Annotated in this window: 13 protein-coding genes; 2 read left to right on the top strand and 11 right to left on the bottom strand. The window is 70.1% G+C overall.

The window, feature by feature from the left end:
• Positions 1-6: 6 nt before the first annotated feature.
• The 7 genes from xylB to ASG52_RS03345 all read right to left on the bottom strand — a co-directional run bounded on the left by xylB (position 7) and on the right by ASG52_RS03345 (position 8,367).
• Entirely contained in the window at positions 7-1,452 is a 1,446-nt protein-coding gene (xylB, locus tag ASG52_RS03375; RefSeq protein ID WP_056238996.1) for a xylulokinase, read from the bottom strand.
• 69 nt (positions 1,453-1,521) lie between these two features.
• Positions 1,522-2,478, bottom strand: a complete 957-nt coding sequence (locus ASG52_RS03370; protein WP_056238994.1) for a carbohydrate kinase family protein — start codon at positions 2,476-2,478, stop codon at positions 1,522-1,524.
• 10 nt (positions 2,479-2,488) lie between these two features.
• Positions 2,489-3,595 (bottom strand): ABC transporter ATP-binding protein, encoded by a 1,107-nt coding sequence (locus ASG52_RS03365; protein ID WP_056238991.1) that lies wholly within the window; start codon positions 3,593-3,595, stop codon positions 2,489-2,491.
• 11 nt (positions 3,596-3,606) lie between these two features.
• Positions 3,607-4,422: a carbohydrate ABC transporter permease gene (locus tag ASG52_RS03360; protein ID WP_056238988.1), complete on the bottom strand. Its 816-nt coding sequence runs from the start codon at positions 4,420-4,422 to the stop codon at positions 3,607-3,609.
• Positions 4,423-4,427: 5 nt separating this feature from the next.
• Entirely contained in the window at positions 4,428-5,339 is a 912-nt protein-coding gene (locus ASG52_RS03355; protein ID WP_056238985.1) for a carbohydrate ABC transporter permease, read from the bottom strand.
• A gap of 19 nt (positions 5,340-5,358) precedes the next feature.
• Positions 5,359-6,660: an ABC transporter substrate-binding protein gene (locus tag ASG52_RS03350; RefSeq protein ID WP_156383776.1), complete on the bottom strand. Its 1,302-nt coding sequence runs from the start codon at positions 6,658-6,660 to the stop codon at positions 5,359-5,361.
• A 216-nt stretch (positions 6,661-6,876) separates the two neighbouring features.
• On the bottom strand, positions 6,877-8,367 hold the full coding sequence (locus ASG52_RS03345) for a mannitol dehydrogenase family protein (protein ID WP_056238980.1): 1,491 nt from the start codon (positions 8,365-8,367) through the stop codon (positions 6,877-6,879).
• A gap of 398 nt (positions 8,368-8,765) precedes the next feature.
• Between ASG52_RS03345 and ASG52_RS03340 the strand changes: the two genes are divergently transcribed.
• Positions 8,766-9,962 carry an IS256 family transposase gene (locus ASG52_RS03340; protein ID WP_056238976.1) on the top strand — a complete coding sequence of 399 codons (1,197 nt, stop codon included), beginning with the start codon at positions 8,766-8,768 and terminating at the stop codon, positions 9,960-9,962.
• Positions 9,963-10,502: 540 nt separating this feature from the next.
• Here ASG52_RS03340 and ASG52_RS03330 read toward each other — a convergent pair.
• The 4 genes from ASG52_RS03330 to ASG52_RS03315 are packed head-to-tail and all read right to left on the bottom strand — an operon-like array spanning position 10,503 to position 15,462.
• Entirely contained in the window at positions 10,503-10,778 is a 276-nt protein-coding gene (locus ASG52_RS03330) for an RNA-binding S4 domain-containing protein (RefSeq protein WP_056238970.1), read from the bottom strand.
• Positions 10,779-10,800: 22 nt separating this feature from the next.
• Positions 10,801-14,178 carry a helicase-related protein gene (locus ASG52_RS03325; protein ID WP_056238966.1) on the bottom strand — a complete coding sequence of 1,126 codons (3,378 nt, stop codon included), beginning with the start codon at positions 14,176-14,178 and terminating at the stop codon, positions 10,801-10,803.
• A gap of 54 nt (positions 14,179-14,232) precedes the next feature.
• Entirely contained in the window at positions 14,233-14,538 is a 306-nt protein-coding gene (locus ASG52_RS03320) for a hypothetical protein (protein WP_502691024.1), read from the bottom strand.
• Positions 14,539-14,571: 33 nt separating this feature from the next.
• Positions 14,572-15,462 (bottom strand): DUF3108 domain-containing protein, encoded by an 891-nt coding sequence (locus ASG52_RS03315; RefSeq protein WP_056238960.1) that lies wholly within the window; start codon positions 15,460-15,462, stop codon positions 14,572-14,574.
• Between the two features lie 255 nt (positions 15,463-15,717).
• Here ASG52_RS03315 and ASG52_RS03310 point away from each other — a divergent pair, with 255 nt between their 5' ends.
• Entirely contained in the window at positions 15,718-16,305 is a 588-nt protein-coding gene (locus ASG52_RS03310; RefSeq protein ID WP_286158922.1) for a heme NO-binding domain-containing protein, read from the top strand.

Below are 16,305 nucleotides of genomic sequence, written 5' to 3'. Positions count from 1 at the left end.
CCGGGCTCACCCGGCCAGGAGCGGATAGGCCCGCCGGAACGCGGCGAGGCGCTCCCCGTAGGCCTCGGACAGGGCCGGATCCGGGACGATCGTCTCGAAGCGCCGTGGGGGCGTGCACAGAGCGGCCGGGTCTTCGCCCGTCACGGCGAGGCGCGCGAGGCGGGCAGCCCCGAAGGCGCCGCCCTGCTCGCCGTCGGCCAGACGGTTCAGGGGCAGTCCGAGGACGTTCGCCAGGATCGCGAGCCAGGATCGCGATCGCGATCCGCCGCCGATCGCATCGACCTGCGCGAGCACCGTACCGGATGCCGCGATGGCGTCGAACCCGTCCCGCAGCGAGAAGGCGACGCCCTCCAGCACGGCCTGCGTCATCGCGGCCCGGTCGGTCGCATGCGCCAGATGGAGGAAACCGCCCCGCACGGCGGGATCGTTGTGCGGCGTCCGCTCGCCCGCGAGATAGGGCATGAAGATCGTGCGGCTCGGCCGGGCGGGTGTGCCGATCTCGGCGACGAGATCGCCGGGGGACATCCCGGTGATGCCCGACCACCACGCCAGGGAGGACGCCGCCGAGAGCGTCACGGCCATCTGGTGCCAGAGATCGGGCAAGGCGTGGCAGAACGCGTGGACCGCCCGTTCCGGATACGGCCGAAAGGCGTCGGTCGTGGCGAACAGGACGCCCGACGTGCCGAGCGAGACGAACGCCTCGCTCGGCCGGATCGCACCGAGACCGATGGCGCCTGCCGCGTTGTCGCCGGCGCCGCCCGCGAAGATCGGCCGCTTCGTCAACCCCCAGTCTTCGGCGAAGCTCGCCCGAAGCTGCCCCGCCGGTGCGCTGCCTTCCACGAGGCGTGGCATCGAACGGCGGGACAAGCCGGTGGCCGCGAGGGCGGCCTCCGACCAGTCGCGCCGGCCGACATCGAGCCAGGAGGTTCCGGAGGCGTCCGACATCTCCTCGATCGCCTCGCCGGTCAGGGCGAGGCGCAGCCACGCCTTCGGCAGCAGGACGCGGGCGGTCCTGGCGAAGATGTCGGGCTCGTGCCGCCGCACCCAGAGCAGCTTCGGCGCGGTAAAACCCGGCATGGCGATGTTGCCGCTGACCCGGCGCAGGTCCGGAAACGCCGCTTCGAGTTCGCCGCACTCGGCCGCGGCGCGGGTGTCGTCCCAGAGGATGCAGGGGCGGAGGATCCGGTCGTCGGAGTCGAGCAGGACGGCGCCGTGCTGCTGCCCGGACAGGCCGATGCCCTCGACCGCGGCCAGCTCCTTGCCCCGCCGGCTCCTCAACTCGCCCATCGCGGCATGGACGGCCGCGAGCCAGGAGGCCGGATCCTGCTCGCTCCAGCCCGGATGCGGCCGCTCGACCGAGAGCGCGACCGAGGCGTGGTCGAGGACGTTCTGCCTCCCGTCGACGAGGACGGCCTTGAGGGAGGAGGTGCCGAGATCGAGCCCGAGATACATGCCGCGCCTCACTTCAGGATTTGGCGCTCCGGATGGCGTCGCGCAGGCCTTGCCCGATCCAAAGAGCCGTCAAACCTCCCGCAACGCCGCGCGCACTTCCTCCAGGGTCGGCAGGTCCGCGCCGCGGCGCGAGCAGGTGATGCCGGCCGCGACCGCACATTCGGTCAGCAGGATGCGCAGGCCCTCCCCATCGAGGCCGGCGATGGCCTCGCGTGTCAGGCGATTGGTCCGCGCGAGGCAGGCGAGCATGGCGGCGTGGAAGGTGTCGCCCGCGCCGACGGTGTCGACCACCTTGATCGCGCGGCCGGGTACCTTGACCCTGCCGCAGCGATGATAGGCGGTGGCGCCGTGCGGGCCGTCGGTGGTCACCACGAGCTGAGCGCCGCCGTCGAGCCAGCGTTGCGCGATTTTCCCCTCGTCGGCGTCGCGGCCGTAGGCCGCGTCGATGTCCTCGGTGCTCACCTTCACGATCGAGGCGTGGCGCACGATGCCGTCGAAGCGGGTGTGCCAGTGGCGGAGATCCGGGACGAGGCTGAGGCGCAGGTTCGGATCGACGCTGATCACGCATTGCGAGGCCGCCCGCCGGACGAGGCCGACCAGCGTCGTGCCGATCGGCTCGAGGATCAGCGGGAAAGACCCGACGGCGATCGCGGCGATGCCGGACAGATCGAGCGGAACGTCCTCTGCGGTCAGATCGCTTTCGGCGACGTCGGCGTGGAAGGTGTAGCTCGGGATGCCTTCCGGATCGGTCGCGACGACGGCGAGCGGCGTCGGACGCCTGCTCGTTTTGGCAAGCGAGATGTCGACGCCCTCCGCTTCGAGGCGGCTCGCCAGCATCCGTCCGAACCCGTCCTCGGACAAGCCGCCGAGGAAGCCGCTCCTCGCCCCTTGCCGGCTGATCCCGAAGGCGAGATTGAAGGCCGCGCCGCCGACCACCGCCGTGGCGGGCACGCGGCCGCGCTCCGCCTCCGGGTCGCGCGTGTCCACGAACAGATCAATCAGCGCCTCGCCGGAGACCAGGATCATCGCGTCGGCTTCACGCAGCGAGCGGATGACGGACGCGGCGCGGCAGCGCCTTGCCGTCGGGCGCGAAGAGGTGGCACCCCTCCGGATCGACGCCGAGGGTGATGCGCTCGCCGAGTTTGGCCTGCGCCGCACCGTCGACCTGCGCGATGATCGCCGCCTCCGCGCCCTGCGGCGCGAAGTGGACCAGGGTGACGCCGCCGAGCCGCTCGACATGGCGAATCTCGCCGGAGATCTCGCCGTTCGGGTCCGGCCGCATCGCCTCCGGCCGGATGCCGAGCGTCACCGGCGATCCGGCGGAGACGCCGCCGGTCTCGACCGCGACCGCGATCGGCTTGCTACCGGCCGCGGTCACGCGCACGGCGTTGCCGTCGGCCGCCTCGACCTTGGCGGGCAGGAAGTTCATGTGCGGCGAGCCGATGAAGCCGGCCACGAACTGGTTGGCCGGGTGATGGTAGAGTTCGAGCGGGGAGCCGACCTGCTCGATGAAGCCGCCCTGCAGCACAACGATCCGGTCGGCCATGGTCATCGCCTCGACCTGATCGTGGGTGACGTAGATCATCGTTGCGTTCAGCTCCTGATGGAGTCGCGCCAACTCGACCCGCATCTGGCCGCGCAGGGCCGCGTCGAGGTTCGAGAGCGGCTCGTCGAACAGGAAGATCTTCGGTGAGCGCACGATGGCGCGGCCGATCGCGACGCGCTGGCGCTGGCCGCCCGACAGTTCCTTCGGGCGCCGCTCCAGATACTTGTCGAGCTGGAGGATGCGCGAGGCCTCGGCGACCTTGCGGTCGCGCTCGGCCTTGTCGACGCCCGCGAGCTTGAGGGCGAAGGCCATGTTGTCGCGTACCGTCATGTGCGGATAGAGCGCATAGGACTGGAACACCATCGCGAGCCCGCGGTCGGCCGGGGCCACGTCGTTGACGCGCCTCCCGTCGATCTCGAGGTCGCCCGAGGTGATCTCTTCGAGCCCGGCGATCATCCGCAGCAGGGTGGACTTGCCGCAGCCGGAGGGGCCGACGAAGACGCAGAACTCGCGGTCGCGGATGTCGAGATCGACGCCCTTGATGATTTCGACGGTGCCGTAGCTCTTGCGTACGTCGCGCATCTGGAGGTTGGCCATAGACCGGTTCCCTATTTCACGGCGCCGAAAGTGAGACCCTGAACGAGCTGCTTCTGGCTCAGCCAGCCGAAGATGAGGATCGGCGCCACCGCCATGGTCGAGGCGGCCGAGAGCTTGGCGAAGAACAACCCTTGCGGCGACGAGAACGAGGCGATGAACGCCGTGAGCGGGGCCGCCGTCGAGGTCGTCAGGTTGAGGCTCCAGAACGCCTCGTTCCAGCACAGGATCAGCGAAAGCAGCCCCGTGGAGGCGATGCCCGGCAGGGTCAGGGGCAGCAGGATGTGGCGGACCTCGTCCGCGGTGCCGGCGCCGTCCATGCGCCCGGCCTCCAGGATCTCCTTGGGCACCTCCTTGAAGAAGGTGAACAGCATCCAGACGATGATCGGTAGGTTCATCAGCGCGTAGATGATGATCATCCCGGTGCGGCTGTCGAGCAGGTTGAGCTGGCGGAAGATCAGGTAGATCGGCACCAGCACGCCGACCGGCGGCAGCATCTTGGTCGAGAGCATCCAGAGCAGCGTGCCGCGGGTGCGTTTCCCTGGATGGAAGGACATCACGTAGGCCGCGGGAATCGCGAAGGCGAGCGCCAGCACCGTGCCGCCGACCGAGATGACGACGCTGTTAAGCGCGAAGTTCAGGTAGTCGGCGCGGTCGAGAACCTGCGCGTAGCTCTGCGTCGTCGGCGTGAAGAACAGGCCCGGCAGGATCGCCTCGCTCTCCGTCTTGAAGCTGACGAGGAACATCCAGAGGATCGGGAAGAACAGGAGGAAGGCGACGCCCCAGCCGAGCACCGCCATCCCGAGCTTCCGACCGGCTGTCGCTGCCATGGCTTTTAGATCTCCAGCCGGCGCGCGATCGAGCGCACGAGGAACGCGGCGACGATGTTGGCGAGGATGATCGCGACCACGCCGCCCGCCGAGGCGCCGCCGACATCGAACTGCAGCAGCGCGCGGGCGTAGATCAGGAAAGCGAGGTTGGTCGTCGCGTTGCCGGGGCCACCCGCCGTGGTGACGAAGATTTCCGCGAAGATCGTCAGCAGGAAGATCGTCTCGATCATCACCACGACGCTGATCGCGCGGGAGAGGTGCGGCAGCACGATGTAGAAGAACTGCGCGAACGCCCCCGCGCCGTCCATGCGCGCGGCCTCAAGCTGCTCACGGTCGAGCGACTGGATCGCGGTGAGCAGGATCAGGAAGGCGAAGGGGGTCCACTCCCAGGACACGATCAGGATGACCGAGAGGAGCGGATACTGGCCGAAGAAGTCGATCGGCTCGACGCCGAGAAGGACCGCGAACGAGCCGAAGATGCCGTAGATCGGATGCAGGATCAGGTTCTTCCAGATCAGCGCGGCGACCGTCGGCATCACGAAGAACGGCGCCACCGCGAAGAGCCGGGCGATGTTGCGGCCCGGGAAATCCTGATCGAACAGAACCGCGAGCAACACGCCGCCGACCACCGTCACCACCAGCACGGAGCCGATCAGCAGCAGCGTGTTGAGGATCGAAACCCAGAAGTTCGCGTCCGCGACGAGGTAGCGGTAATTGTCGAGCCCCGCGAAGCCGCTGACCGTCGGGTCGAGCAGGTTGTAGCGCAGGAACGAGAACCACAGGGTCATCACCAGCGGTACGATCATCCACAGCAGCAGCACGCCGACCGAGGGCGCGATCAGCGGCAGACCGTTGAACTCGCGTCGGCGCAAGCTCTTCGCGGGGGCGGTGGAGGCGGTCGCTGTGGTCGAGTCCATCGCTTGGGTCCGCTCGCGCCTATTTCGGGTAGCCGGCTTGGCGCATCGTCTGCGCGGTCGCGTTCTGGGCGATCGCCAGCGCCTCCTCGATCGTGTTGCGCCCGGTCACTGTGGCCGCGAGCGTTTGGCCGACCGCGGTGCCGATGCCCTGGAATTCCGGGATCGCGACGAACTGCGCGCCGCTGGCGCCGGGCGGGCGCGGCTCCCGCGTCTGCCCGTTCGGGTTCGCGGTCTCGATCGCCTTCAGCACGAAGCCGGAGAAGGGTGCCGCCTTGCGGTACTCCTCGCTCGCGTAGGTGGAGCGGCGCGTGCCCGGCGGGGCCGAGACCCAGCCTTTCTCCTTGGCGACGAGCCGCACGTAGTCCTTGCCGGTCGCCCACTGCACGAAGGTCTTGGCCGCGTCCCTCTTCTGGGAGGTCGCGGGGATGGCGAGGTTCCAGCTCCACAGCCAGGTCGGGCCGCCGGTGTAGTCGCCCACCGGCATCGCGGCGAACGCGGTCCGGTCGCTGACCGTCGATTGGGAGGGGTCGTAGAGGAGGCCGGCGGCGACGGTGGAGTCGATCCACATGCCGCAGCGCCCGCCCGCGAACAGCACGAGGTTCTCGTTGAAGCCGTTCGAGGTGGCGCCGGGCGGCCCGTCCTTCTTCAGGATGTCGGTGTAGTAGGCGATCGCGCTCTTCCAGGGCGCGGACTCGATCTCGGGCTTCCAGTCCTTCCCGAACCACTGCCCGCCGAAGGTGTGCACGAGCGTGGTGAGGTAGGCCATGTTCTCGCCCCAGCCCGGTTTGCCGCGCAGGCAGATGCCGAAGGTGCGGGCACGCCGGTCGGTGATCTTGCCGGCGAAGTCGCGGACCTGCGCGTAGGTCGGCTGCTCCGGCATCGTCAGGCCGGCCTTCTCGAACAGGTCCTTGCGGTAATAGGTCATCGCGCTCTCGGCGTAGAACGGCAGGCCGTAGAGCTTGCCGTCGACCGAGAGGCCTTCGCGCACCGTTCCGATCAGGTCGCCGACATCGTATTCGGCGGGCAGATCGTCGAAGGGCCGGAGCCAGCCCTGCTTGGCCCAGATCGGCACCTCGTAGTTGCCGACCGTGACGACGTCGAACTGGCCGGCGCGGGTGGCGATGTCGGTGGTGACGCGCTGGCGCAGGACGTTCTCTTCGAGGATCACCCAGCGGATCCGCACGTCGGGATGCGCCTGCTCGAACTGCCGCGTCAGCGACTGCATGATGATCATGTCGCCATTGTTCACCGTGGCGACGGTGATCGTCGTCGGCTCGGCCGAGGCCGGACCGCACCACGCCGCCGCGGCGAGCGCGAGCATCGTGGTCACGCGGCGCCGTACGCTCGCTGCCCGCGAGCCCGAACCCCGTACCATGGGCGTCTCCCGTCAGGCGCCGTGTGTCCGACGCTCTGTCCTAAGTTGTATGGCGCGGCTTGGACCGCGGCTACCCGCCGACCATCGACCGACGCACATTTGTAACCTGCTATCGAGAGCGTGATCGTCGGGCGCTCGGAACGCCGGACGGACGGTGGCGCATCATCGAGCGCCGTCGCGCGCGACGGCGTCGAGTGCCGCGGAAACACCCTTGTCGTAGAGCAGCGCGAGCCAGCGTCCGGTCGGCGTCACGAGGCGTTCGTCGTCGCCGAGTTCGCCGAACAGGCGGCGGATCGACAAGAGCGGGCGCGGGTCCGGACCGCCTGCGACCGCCTGCTCGCGCAATTCGTCGGCGAGCGGGTGGCGCACGTCGATCTTTTCGCCGTTCTCGTCCTCGCCGCACACCCGGCGCAGCCAGGCGGCGAGGGCGAGCGCGAGGAGTTCGACCGGCTGGCCGTCGCGCAGGCGATCGCGGATCGGATCGACCAGCACATTGATCGGCGCATCGGTGTTGACCCGCTCGACCGTGTCCTTGATCGCCGGATTCGAGAAGCGCTCGACCAGGGTGCGCTTGTACGCGGAGAGGTCGATCCCCTCGATCGGAGGCAGGGTCGGCCCGGTCTCGCGGTCCATCAGCGCCGCCATGTAGCCGGCGATCCGCGGGTCGCGCAGGGCCTCGTCGATGGTGGTGTAGCCGGCGAGCCGCCCGAGCCCGGCAACCGCGAGATGGCTGCCGTTGAGGAGGCGCAGCTTCATGAACTCGTAAGGTGCGACATCCGGCACGAACTGTGCGCCGACTCGCTCCCAGGGCGGACGGCCCGACGGGAAGTCGTCCTCGATCACCCATTGCTTGAACGGCTCGCAGAAGACGGGCCGCTCGTCCCGGAAGCCGTAGCGCTCCGCGAAGCACGCCACATCGTCGGGGGAGGTCACCGGCGTGATGCGGTCGACCATGGTGCTCGGAAACCGCGCGTTCGCCTCGATCCAGTCGGCGAGTGCGGCATCGCGCAGCCGCGCGAGATCGAGGACCGCGTTCCTGAGAACGGTGCCGTTGTGCTGGATGTTGTCGCAGGTCAGAGCCGTGAAGGCCGGTTTTCCGGCCTGGCGCCGACGTCGGTAGGCCTCGACGATCACGCCGATGGCGCTCGTCGGCGTCTCGGGATTGGCCAGATCCGCCGCGATCAGCCGATGCTCGGGGTCGAGGCGCTTGGTCGAGGCATCGAGGCAGTAGCCGTTCTCGGTCACGGTCAGGCTGACGATGCGGATGGTCTCTTCGTCGATTGCCGCAAGAAGCTCGTCCGTGGACCGTCCCGCGAAGATCACCCGCGGGATCGCGCCGATGACCGACGCACTCTCGCTCGTGCCGTCGCGTTCGACCAGGGTATAGAGCCCGTCCTGCGGCTCGAGCGCGGCGATCATGGGCTCGTCGCCGGGCATCAGACCGGCGCCGACGATGCCCCAGTCGCGGGCTGCTTCATCCGCCTCCATCACGTCGTGCGTGTAGCGGGCCATGTGGGCGCGGTGGAAACCGCCCAGTCCGAGATGCACGATGCCGGGTCGAACCTCCGCCGGATCGTAGCGCGGCGTTCTCACCGTGGACGGCAGTCTGCCGATGCCCGCCCGCGCGAGCGTGATCGTGGGTCCGTCCGTCATGCCTTCCTCTCCTTGAAGAGTGGACGCGCCAGACCGAGACCTAACACGGCTCGGAGGGACGGCGGCTACCGGCAGACGGCTCTCACATCGCACAGGATCGAGAACGGAGCGGGAAATCGCGAGGGTGTGTTGCGTGCAACGGCTCGTCGTCGCCCGGCACCAGGCTCTGGGCGCTGCGCCCCATCATGGGTCGTGTCCCAGTGTGTGGTGTAGGAGCGGCCCACCGCTGAGGTGGCCATCGCCGGTCTTCGAGTAGGGTTCGAGTTGCGAAGCTTGAACTCTCACACCGGAGACGACGATGACCGACGACAGGATGGCCCTGATCGATCTGATCGACATCGCCGGTCTTCGAGTAGGGTTCGAGTTGCGAAGCTTGAACTCTCACACCGGAGACGACGATGACCGACGACAGGATGGCCCTGATCGATCTGATCGAGAAGAGGGCGGACGGCGACCTTGTGCGCGATCTGCTGGGCTATGCGGCCGAGCGCATGATGGAGTTGGAGGTCGAGGCGCGCACGGGCGCGCCGATGGGCCAGCGCAGCTCGGACCGGCTGACGCAGAGGAACGGCTATCGGGACCGAGCCTGGGAGACGCGGGCTGGCCGGATCGATCTGGCGATCCCGAAGCTGAGGAAGGGCAGCTACCTGCCCTCGTTCCTGGAACCGCGACGCACGGCGGAGAAAGCGCTCACGGCGGTGATCCAGGAGGCCTACGTGCACGGCGTCTCGACGCGGGCAGTGGACGATCTGGTCAAGGCGATGGGTGGCTCGGGCGTGTCGAAGAGCCAGGTCTCACGGCTGTGCGAGGAGATCGACGAGCGGGTCAACGCCTTCCTTTCTCGGCCGATCGAAGGCGCGTGGCCGTACTTGTGGATCGACGCCACCTACGTGAAGGCGCGCGAGGCTGGCCGGATCGTCTCGGTTGCCGTCATAGTCGCGGTCGGCGTCAACGCGGATGGCCGGCGGGAGGTGCTGGGTGTGGCCACCGGTGCCTCGGAAGCCGAGGTGTTCTGGAAAGCGTTCCTGCGCTCGCTGGCCGACCGCGGCCTGCGCGGCGTGAAGCTGGTGGTCGCCGACGACCACAAGGGTTTGCGGGCGGCGGCGGCCAAGGTGTTCTCGGCCACCCATCAGCGCTGCCGGGTGCATTGGATGCGCAACGCGCTCGCCCACGTCGCGCCCAAGCAGCGGCCCGCCGTGGTGGCGATGCTCAAGACCATTTTCGCCCAGGACAGTGCGAAGGCCGCCCGAGAGCAGTGGGCCTCGGTCGCCGACACGCTGCGCGAGCGCTATCCGAAGCTGGCCGGCCTGATGGACGAGGCGCGCGAGGACGTCCTGGCCTACATGGCCTTCCCGCGCGAGCACTGGCCGCAGATCGCCTCGACCAACCCCCTCGAACGCCTCAACGGCGAGATCAAGCGCCGCTCGGACGTGATCGGCATCTTTCCCAACGACCGGGCCGTCCTGCGCCTCGTCGGGGCGCTGATGTTGGAGCAGAACGACGAGTGGGCGGTCTCACGCCGCTACATGAGCCTGGAAAGCCTCGTCGCCTTGAGCGAGGATCCCATCCTCAGGCTGTCCGCCGTGGCCGCCTGATCATCCTCGGACCCTCCCGAGGACCGGGGCTCCTACACCACGTCACGGGACACGACCTCGCNCTATGGCGAGGCCGGGGCGTTTCCACTGTTCATGCTGCTCGCGGTCCATCGCCTTGAGCGAGGATCCCATCCTCAGGCTGTCCGCCGTGGCCGCCTGATCATCCTCGGACCCTCCCGAGGACCGGGGCTCCTACACCACGTCACGGGACACGACCGAGCGTGAAGCCCTTTCTCTCGACCTGATGTCACGCCTCGACGCCGTGTTTCCACCGGGAAGCGATCCGGCTGCTTTGCGCGCGATGCTCCTGGATCAGGGCTTTCGCCCCATCGCCCCCTGCGAGCAGGATGCCGCGATTCAAAGGGCTTGGTTCACACAGGAGGGAGGCGGACCGTTCGGGCCGTTTCCCATGTCGGCGGTGGTCTCATGGAAGGTCGGTCCCGACGGACGGATCGCGTGGACGAAGGCAGTGGTTGACTTCACAGGCCTGTAGGCCGCCTCCGCACGGGGCAGGAGTCCGTTGAGGGCTTGTCCTACGCTTCAGGACGCCTCGTCCACGACCGCCTCGTACAGGCGTTGCGCCTCCGGGGCGGCGCCGCGGCGTTCGCCGAGGTCGAGGATGCGGACCAGCATCGTGCCGTGGGGGGCGGCCACCGTCAGCACGTCGCCGAGATGGACCGCCTTGGCCGGCGCCTGCGCCCGCGTGCCGTTGACGCGGACATGGCCCTCGGCGACCAGCCGGGCCGCCATCGACCGGGTTCGGGCGAAGCGCGCGAACCACAGCCACTTGTCGAGGCGCTGACGCGCCTCGCTCATGCCTTGCGGGGCCTTTCAGGCCTCAGCGCTTGCCCCCGTCCGATTCGAGCTTCGCCTTCAAGGCGGCGAGGGCCGCGAAGGGCGAATCCGGATCGGGCTGGCGCTCGCGGCGGGGCGGGCGCTGCTCGGGGTTCGGGCGGCGGTTGTCGTCGCGGCGGTCGGGACGGTTGCGGGGACCGCCGTCGCGGCGCGGGCCGCCCTCGCCGCGGTTCTCGCCTCTTCCCTCGCCCCTGGCTTCCGCCGGACGGGGCGGACGGCCGCCCTCGGGCCGGTCCTCGCGGGGACGGCGCGGGCCCTGGCCGTCGCCGCGGCCCTCGCCCGGACGCCCGTCGCGGCGACCGCCCTCGCGGCCTGCTTCACGCCCGCCTTCGCGACCGTCCTGGCGACCTTGGCTGCGGCCGTGGCGCGGGCCGGAATGGCGCTGCGGACGGTGCAGGTGCCACACCTCGATCGCTTCCGGCTCGGCCGGCGCGGCAGGCGCCTCCGCCTCGGGGGCGTCCTCGGTCGGCACGGAGGAATCGGCGGCATCGACCGCCTCGACCTCGCCAGTCGCGGCTGCGTCCTCGACGGCCTGCGCCGTCTCGGCCGGCATCGGGGCGCTGTCCTCGCTGGGAGCCGGCTCCGTCGGGGTCTCGGCGCTCGGAGCGACGGCCTCCTCGGAAGCGGCCTCCGCCGGGGTCTCGGGCGCAGGCTCTTCGGACCGGGACTCGGACGAAGCCGGAATGTCCTCGGCGGCGCCTTCCGCGGCGGCCGGGGTCTCGCCGTCCTGCTCCGCGGCCTCGGGCTGCGCGACGGCGGTCTCCGCCTCGGCCGGAGCCTCGGATTCGGCCTCCTGAGAAGCAGCTTCCTCAGATGCCGTCTCCTGCGAAACCGCTTCGGCGGCGCGCGCGGCCGGCACGGTCGGGGCGGCGGCGATGAGCGGCACGGTGATGGCCGGGCCGGGTCGGGCCTGCGCCACGTAGCCGAGCGACTTCAGGATCGAAGCGAAGTCCTCGCCCGAACAGCCGACCAGCGAGGTCATGTTGACGGTCGCCACGAACCCGTCGCCGTCGGCGGTCCCGGCCGGGGGCTCGCCCACGGTGGTGCCGGGGCGGTAGGCGATGGCCGGACGGATCAGGTCGGCCAGACGCTCCAGGATGTCGACGCGCACGGCCCGCTCGCCGCAGACGCGGAAGCCGGCGGCGCGGTAGAGGCCCTTGGCGATGGCCGGATCGACCTTGATCGAGGTGCGGCCGGAGCCCGCCAGATGCGCGATCTCGTCGAGCCCCGGCTGGTCGAGGCCGCCGTTCTTGAGCGCCCAGAGTTGGGCCGCGAGCGTGCGCGGCGCCGGCTTCAGGAGGGCCGGCAGAAAGATGTGGTAGGCGCCGAAGCGCACGCCGTGGCGGCGCAGGTTCGCGCGCCCGTCCTGATCGAGGCTGCGCATCTCGTGCGCGACCTTGGCGCGCTCCAGAACGCCCAAGGCCTCGACCACCTGATAGCCGATGCCGCGGGCGAGCCCCGTGAGGTCGGCGGCCGATTCGATCTCCATCAGCGGCCCGAGCAGGCGGGTGACGTGGGCACGCAGCCACGCGGCGAGCCGCGCCTCGACCTTTTCGCGGGCCGGGCCCGCGAGGCTGTCGTCGGCCACCAGCCGGATGCCGGGCTCGAACAGCTTGTCGCCGGGCGTCAGCTTGGCGACCGGGTCGCCGGTCCAGCGGATCACGCCATCGTGCGAGAGCACCAGCGCCGCATCCGCCGCGGAGGCGAAGCGGTCGGCCCTGGCCTCGATCTCGCCGGCCAAGGCCTTCTCGGCGGCCGAGCGCAGGGTCTTGGCTTCGTGCCCCTCGGCCTGAGGGTCCGGCACGAATTGGAAGCCGTGCAGACGGCCCACATGTTGACCTTCGACGGTGACGTCACCGCCGGAGGTGATCTCGGCTTCCAGCATCGTCTTCTCTCTCAAGCGCCGCATCAGGACGCTGGTGCGCCTGTCGACGAAGCGGCTCGCAAGGCGCTCGTGCAGGGCGTCGGACAGCCTGTCCTCTACCCGACGCGTCTCGCCCTGCCAATGCAGAGGATCGAGCAACCAGTCGGGGCGATTCGCCACGAAGGTCCAGGTGCGGCCTTGGGCGATACGCTGGGACAGGGCGTCGATGTCGCCGTCGGTGCGGTCGATCATCGCCACGTGCTGGGCGAACCAGTCGTTGGGGATGCGCCCGGCCATGCCGCGCATCAGGAAGCGGTAGAGCTGGGCGACGAGGTCGGCGTGGGTCTGCGGATGGACTTTTCGATAGTCCGGCAGGCCGCAGGCGTCCCAGAGGCGGCGGACCGCCGCCGGGCCCTTGGCCATGTCGCGGATGTCGTCCTCGCGCATCAGGATCTCGAACGCCTGCTGGTCCTCGCCCATGGGGGCGCGGGTTAGGCCCTGCTCCTGCGGATGCACGTCGAGGCTCGCCTGCAGCGCCTCCAGCGAGCCGAAATCGAGATCGGGGTTGCGCCATTGCAGGATGCGTAAGGGTTCGAAGTCGTGGCTCTCCAGCGCCTCGATCATCTCGGGCTCGAACGGCGGGCAGCGCCCGGTGGAGCCGAAGGTGCCATCGGCGATGTGGCGCCCGGCCCGGCCGGCGATCTGGCCCATCTCGGCGGGCGTCAGCTTGCGGAAGCGGGTGCCGTCGTATTTCCAGTTGGCCGCGAAGGCCACGTGATCGACGTCGAGGTTGAGCCCCATGCCCACCGCGTCGGTGGCGACGAGATAATCGACGTCGCCGGACTGGTAGAGCTCGACCTGGGAATTGCGGGTGCGGGGCGAGAGCGCGCCGAGCACCACCGCCGCGCCGCCGCGCTGGCGCCGGATCAACTCGGCGATGGCGTAGACCTCCTCGGCCGAGAACGCCACGATGGCGGTGCGGTGCGGCAGCCGCGAGATCTTCTTCTCGCCCGCGAAGGTGAGCTGCGACAGGCGGGGCCGCGTCGTGGTCTGCACGCCGGGGATGAGGGATTCGACCAGCGGCTTCATGGTCGAGGAGCCGATCAGCAGCGTCTCCTCGCGGCCCCGCCGATAGAGCAGGCGGTCGGTGAAGACGTGGCCGCGGTCCATGTCGGCGGCGAGCTGGATCTCGTCGATCGCCACGAACGCGACTTCGAGGTCGCGCGGCATCGCCTCGATGGTGCAGATCCAGTAGCGCGGCCGGTCCGGCTTGATCTTCTCTTCGCCGGTCACCAGGGCGACGTTCTCGACGCCCACCTTGGCGACGACGCGCAGGTAGACCTCGCGGGCCAGGAGCCGCAGCGGCAGGCCGATCATGCCGGTGGGGTGCTGGAGCATCCGCTCGATGGAGAGGTGCGTCTTGCCCGTGTTGGTGGGCCCGAGCACCGCCGTGACGCCGCGCGCGCGGGACTCGCGGGAAAGATGGCGAAGCGTCATGCGGCGGGGGCGTTCCCTACGGCGCCGAAGGCCGTCGGAGAGGCGGGGATGCCGCTACGGGCGCGGAAGCGGGCCGCGGCGGCTTCCCTCATATGGGTCGCCGGGGGCCTGCCTGCCAACCGGGGCGCCGAGCCCCGTATAGAGATGGATGTCCACCTGGGCCGGCGGCGTCTGCGGCGCGAGGTCGGCGCAGAGCGTCTGCGGCACGGCCGTGAGGGGCCCGCGGCGGGGCGGGCGGTGCTCGATCACCTCCGCCGTGGAGAAGGCGTCGGGGCCGCAATCGGGGCCGGCGGTGAGCGGGCCGGCCTGGGCCGGGATCGCGGCGAGGGATGCGAAGGCGGCGACGCGCAGGCCGCGCAAGGGGAGGGCGAGCACGGCGTCCCCCCGTGCTTCTCAGCGCCCCGGAAGGCTGGCCTCGGCGACCGTCGCGGGCGCCGCCTCGGAGCCCTTCGCGGTGCTGGTGCCGGTCTGGGTCCAGCGGGTCGCCTCGATGATGTTGGTGCCGAGCGTGGTGCGCACGGCGATGCGCAGCGGCACCAGCACCCGCGCCGCCTCGACGGGGGCGAGCCAGACCGACATGTCGCGGTTCTCCTCCATGAAGCGCACGCCGGGCCGGTCGGCGCGGTGGCCGGCGATGGCGACGTAGCGGGCGTTGCAGACGAGCACCGGGCCGGCATAGCCGGGCTTCTGGATCTCGCGGGTCTCGCCGTAGCTCAGCACCACGTCGAAGCGGGTCGCGCCGTCGAAGACGGGGAGCGTGCGGTTGCAGTTCTCGGGGTCGAGCAGCGCGCCCTTGGTGCGGGCGGGCATCGCCAGCGCGCTCGCCGGATCGACCACGCCGCGCTTCGCCGCGGCGGTGACGGGCACGCGGTCGCCGGTGTCGAGTAGCGGTGGGGTCACCTCGGCCTGGGTGACGTTGCCGCTCGCCAGCGCCATGCGCACGGCGATGCCGGAATGACTGGTGCGGGTGGCGATCGAGAAGGCGCTCGGCAGCGGGGCCTGCGCCAGCGTGCCGCTGGAGCGGGCCGAGCCCTGGCCGCCGGTCACCGCGCCGACGAGGCCGGTCAGCACCGCCGACACGTCCATGCGGTAGCGCGGGCCCTCGAAAGCGCCGGTGAGTTGGGCGTTGCCGATCGGGATGCCGGCGAGGTTCACGCTGTAGTCGATCGTGACGCCCGCCGCCGCGCGCGCCTTGGCGGAACGCGGTGCCGCCTGCGCCACGGCCGGGAGGGCCAGCGCCGCGAGAAGGAGGGGGCAGGCGCGAAGGAAGGGCTTGGCGCGCATGGTCGGACTCTGGACGGCTCCACGCTCCCGGCCCGCCTCGGGACGAGGCCGGTGGGGACGGAAGAGGTTATCGCGCCGTCAAGGTTAACAGACCGTTGGATCGGCGCCAGCCGGTCCGCGGCGAAAGGGCAGGGCGGCGGCCGGCCCGCCTCCGCGGCGCGCGCAACTCAATTGTCAGTCAGCAGACAATTCCTTGCGAGCCAAATGATACGGTGAGGGACATGTCCGATCGGCCTTAACCCGATGGTAAACCGCGTGCGTCAGCGTCTTAACAAAGATCAGTGGCGGCGGGTGATCATGAAGGGCGTGGTGTTCACCGAATTTCTGGACTTCGTGTCGGCGACGCATGGCGCCGACACGGCCGACGACATGATCGACGACGCGGCCGTGCCGAGTGGCGGCGCCTACACGGCGGTCGGCACCTATCCGCATACCGAGATGCAGGCCCTCGTCGCCGCGCTCGCGCGCCGCACCGGCACGCCCGCCCCCGACCTGCTCGGGCTGTTCGGCCGCCACCTGTGCGGCCGCTTCGCCGTGACCCATCCGGATTTCTTCGCCGCGCAGGCGAGCCTGTTCGACTTCCTCGACAGTGTCGACGGACACATCCACGTCGAGGTGCACAAGCTCTATCCCGATGCCGAGCTGCCGGTGTTCCGCCTCAACCGCCGGGGCACGGACGCGATCGACCTCGATTACGCGAGCTGCCGCCCGCTCGAAGCGCTGGCGGAGGGGATGATCCGCGCGGCGGCCGACCATTACCGCCAGCCCGTCGCCATCGCGACGTCGCGGATGGAGGAGCCGGCGGGCCCCTTCGTGCGCTTCTCCATCCGCCACGCCGCCTGA

The sequence above is a fragment of the Methylobacterium sp. Leaf456 genome, assembly GCF_001425465.1.
Lineage (GTDB): Bacteria > Pseudomonadota > Alphaproteobacteria > Rhizobiales > Beijerinckiaceae > Methylobacterium.
The sequence above is the reverse complement of the archived record's forward strand: the minus strand, read 5'-3'. Positions and strand labels throughout refer to the sequence as shown.

What these genes read in the sequence shown, in the direction of transcription:
- xylB (WP_056238996.1), bottom strand. Translation starts at nt 1,452, where the DNA reads ATGTATCTCGGGCTCGATCTCGGCACCTCCTCCCTCAAGGCCGTCCTC.
- ASG52_RS03370 (WP_056238994.1), bottom strand. Translation starts at nt 2,478, where the DNA reads ATGATCCTGGTCTCCGGCGAGGCGCTGATTGATCTGTTCGTGGACACG.
- ASG52_RS03365 (WP_056238991.1), bottom strand. Translation starts at nt 3,595, where the DNA reads ATGGCCAACCTCCAGATGCGCGACGTACGCAAGAGCTACGGCACCGTC.
- ASG52_RS03360 (WP_056238988.1), bottom strand. Translation starts at nt 4,422, where the DNA reads ATGGCAGCGACAGCCGGTCGGAAGCTCGGGATGGCGGTGCTCGGCTGG.
- ASG52_RS03355 (WP_056238985.1), bottom strand. Translation starts at nt 5,339, where the DNA reads ATGGACTCGACCACAGCGACCGCCTCCACCGCCCCCGCGAAGAGCTTG.
- ASG52_RS03350 (WP_156383776.1), bottom strand. Translation starts at nt 6,660, where the DNA reads ATGCTCGCGCTCGCCGCGGCGGCGTGGTGCGGTCCGGCCTCGGCCGAG.
- ASG52_RS03345 (WP_056238980.1), bottom strand. Translation starts at nt 8,367, where the DNA reads ATGACGGACGGACCCACGATCACGCTCGCGCGGGCGGGCATCGGCAGA.
- ASG52_RS03340 (WP_056238976.1), top strand. Translation starts at nt 8,766, where the DNA reads ATGACCGACGACAGGATGGCCCTGATCGATCTGATCGAGAAGAGGGCG.
- ASG52_RS03330 (WP_056238970.1), bottom strand. Translation starts at nt 10,778, where the DNA reads ATGAGCGAGGCGCGTCAGCGCCTCGACAAGTGGCTGTGGTTCGCGCGC.
- ASG52_RS03325 (WP_056238966.1), bottom strand. Translation starts at nt 14,178, where the DNA reads ATGACGCTTCGCCATCTTTCCCGCGAGTCCCGCGCGCGCGGCGTCACG.
- ASG52_RS03315 (WP_056238960.1), bottom strand. Translation starts at nt 15,462, where the DNA reads ATGCGCGCCAAGCCCTTCCTTCGCGCCTGCCCCCTCCTTCTCGCGGCG.